At 67.6% G+C, this 2015-nt stretch carries 1 protein-coding gene and 1 pseudogene; one reads left to right on the top strand and one right to left on the bottom strand.

What is annotated here, in order from left to right:
* Nucleotides 1–117 precede the first annotated feature (117 nt).
* A complete protein-coding gene (locus tag V6U81_RS29000; protein WP_334494226.1) occupies nt 118–894 on the top strand; it encodes a hypothetical protein in 777 nt (258 codons plus the stop codon).
* Here the strand turns inward: V6U81_RS29000 and V6U81_RS28995 are convergent.
* A pseudogene (locus tag V6U81_RS28995) lies at nt 881–1772 on the bottom strand (IS5 family transposase). The gene V6U81_RS29000 and the pseudogene V6U81_RS28995 overlap by 14 nt on opposite strands.
* Nucleotides 1773–2015: the final 243 nt, after the last annotated feature.

Genomic DNA, 2015 nt, shown 5'->3' with positions numbered 1-2015 from the left:
GGACCCGCCACCAACCAGCCTAAACCCGCACTCCGAGCAGTGTCTTGACATAAAGGGGTGCCAGATCCGGATGTGCGCGGCGGCCAGTCCGGCGAGGCGACCAGTAGGATCCCGGACATGTCCGATCTTGCTGCGCGATTCGCCCAGCTCGCTGGCGAGTACGACTCCCGAAAGAGAGCGGCGACCGCGCTCGTCGGGCGCTGGGACTGGTACACCTGGCCGGGCCTTGATCTTCGTCCATTGCACTTCGAACGGGACCTACTCAAGGCTGGCCGCCGGTTGGACGCCAGACCGCCGGTGGATCGGGATGTCCTGCGCATCGGGTTCGACGCCGAGGGCCGCGCGGTGGTGATCGAGGAGTACAGCGGCTTTCTTCACGGCCGCCTGTACTACGAGACGTTCGTCGCCCACGACGGCGACGTGGTCGAGGCGGCGCACTTCGATACGGACGGGCCCATCTACCTGCACGAGTACCGCTTCGTGGACGGGTTGATGCGCTCGGCCGACACGGTCGCGCGGGGCGGCTCGGGGCGGGAGTCGTACGCATACACCGATGGGCGGATCAGCCGCGTCGAGATCGAGCACGACGGCCAGGCGCCTACGGTGCTGACGGCGGAGCACGACGACCGCGGCCTGGTCCGCGTCGTCGAGGTCATGGGCCGTCGGTCCGAGGTGCGCTACGAGCGGCCGCCGGCCGGATTCGACCTCGAAGCGGCGTGCCGGACCATCGAGGACGCATTCCTCACGCTGATCCCGGACGCCGTGGCGCGCCTGGTGGTCGACGGCCCCGCCGCCTGCGTCGCGCTGAGCTACTACCAATCGGACGTGCTGTCCTTCGAGGTCCACGGGGCCACTGAGAGCGTGTTTGAGAGGGACTTGATCAGGTCCAGATGAAGGTGCGCTTTGCCTGCCGTCGGGCTGGTCGGCCGCGGGTGATGCGGCGGGTCATGCCGGCGATGGCGGCCCACCTGACGATGCCTTCGGAGATTTCAGGGTGGCGTTCGTAGTCGCGGGCCAGCCGGCGGCAGGCGGTGAGCCATGCCAGGGTCCGCTCCACGACCCACCTGCGCGGATGTACGGCGAAGCCCCGCTGGTCAGCGGGCTTCCGCACAATCTCCAGCGTGATCTTCAAGGTGTCACGGGTCCAGTCGACGAGACGGCCCGCGAAGCCCTGGTCGGCGAAGACGTGCCGGATCGGGGTGGCCAGATAAGCGCCGAGCAGAGCGGTCTTCGCGCCGTCGCGGTCCTGCCACGACGCGGCCATCACCGCCACGGTGACCAACAGCCCGGCGGTATCGGTAATGATGAACCGCTTCCTGCCGTTGACCTTCTTACCCGCGTCGTAGCCACACGCGTCTGCCGCCCAACGGTGTCGGCGCCCTTCACCGACTGCGAGTCGATGATCCCCGCCGACGGCTCCGGATTCCGTCCGTCCTGCACCCGAGCCTTGACCCGCAGCGTGGCCAGCAGGTTCTCGGTCACACCGGCGTCTTCCCAGCGCACGAAGTACCAGTACACCGTCTGCCACGGCGGCAGGTCCGCCGGCAGATACCGCCACGGACACCCCGAGCGGACCACATACAAGATCGCGTTGACGATCTCCCGACGAGGATGCTTCTCCCGCCGCCCGTCCGTGCTGGGCTCCGGCAACAACCTTCGATCAACGCCCACTGGGCATCGGTCAGGTCCGACGGGTAACCACGACGAGGCGACGACACCCGGACACCCTGCCGGCTCCGGCGGCCATCGTCACGCCGCCGCACCGTCCACATCCGACCTTCTCAAACACGCACTGAGGCCGCTCACGGCATGTCCGGACTTGCCGCGATTAGCGCGCCGGCTTACCGGTCGCTGAACGACCGCATCTGCCGAATTGAGTGCGGTCAGTGTGTTTGGGTCTCCCACACCGGCTGCTGGGGCTCGTCGTTGTGCACGATGATGTTGGCGTGATGGGTCGGGCGGACCGTAGCGAAGTAGAGCTGTTGGGAGGGGATGTAACGCTCGCGCCAGCGCCG

Source organism: Micromonospora lacuserhaii (assembly GCF_036902735.1).
Classification (GTDB): Bacteria; Actinomycetota; Actinomycetes; order Mycobacteriales; family Micromonosporaceae; genus Micromonospora.
The sequence above is the reverse complement of the archived record's forward strand: the minus strand, read 5'-3'. Positions and strand labels throughout refer to the sequence as shown.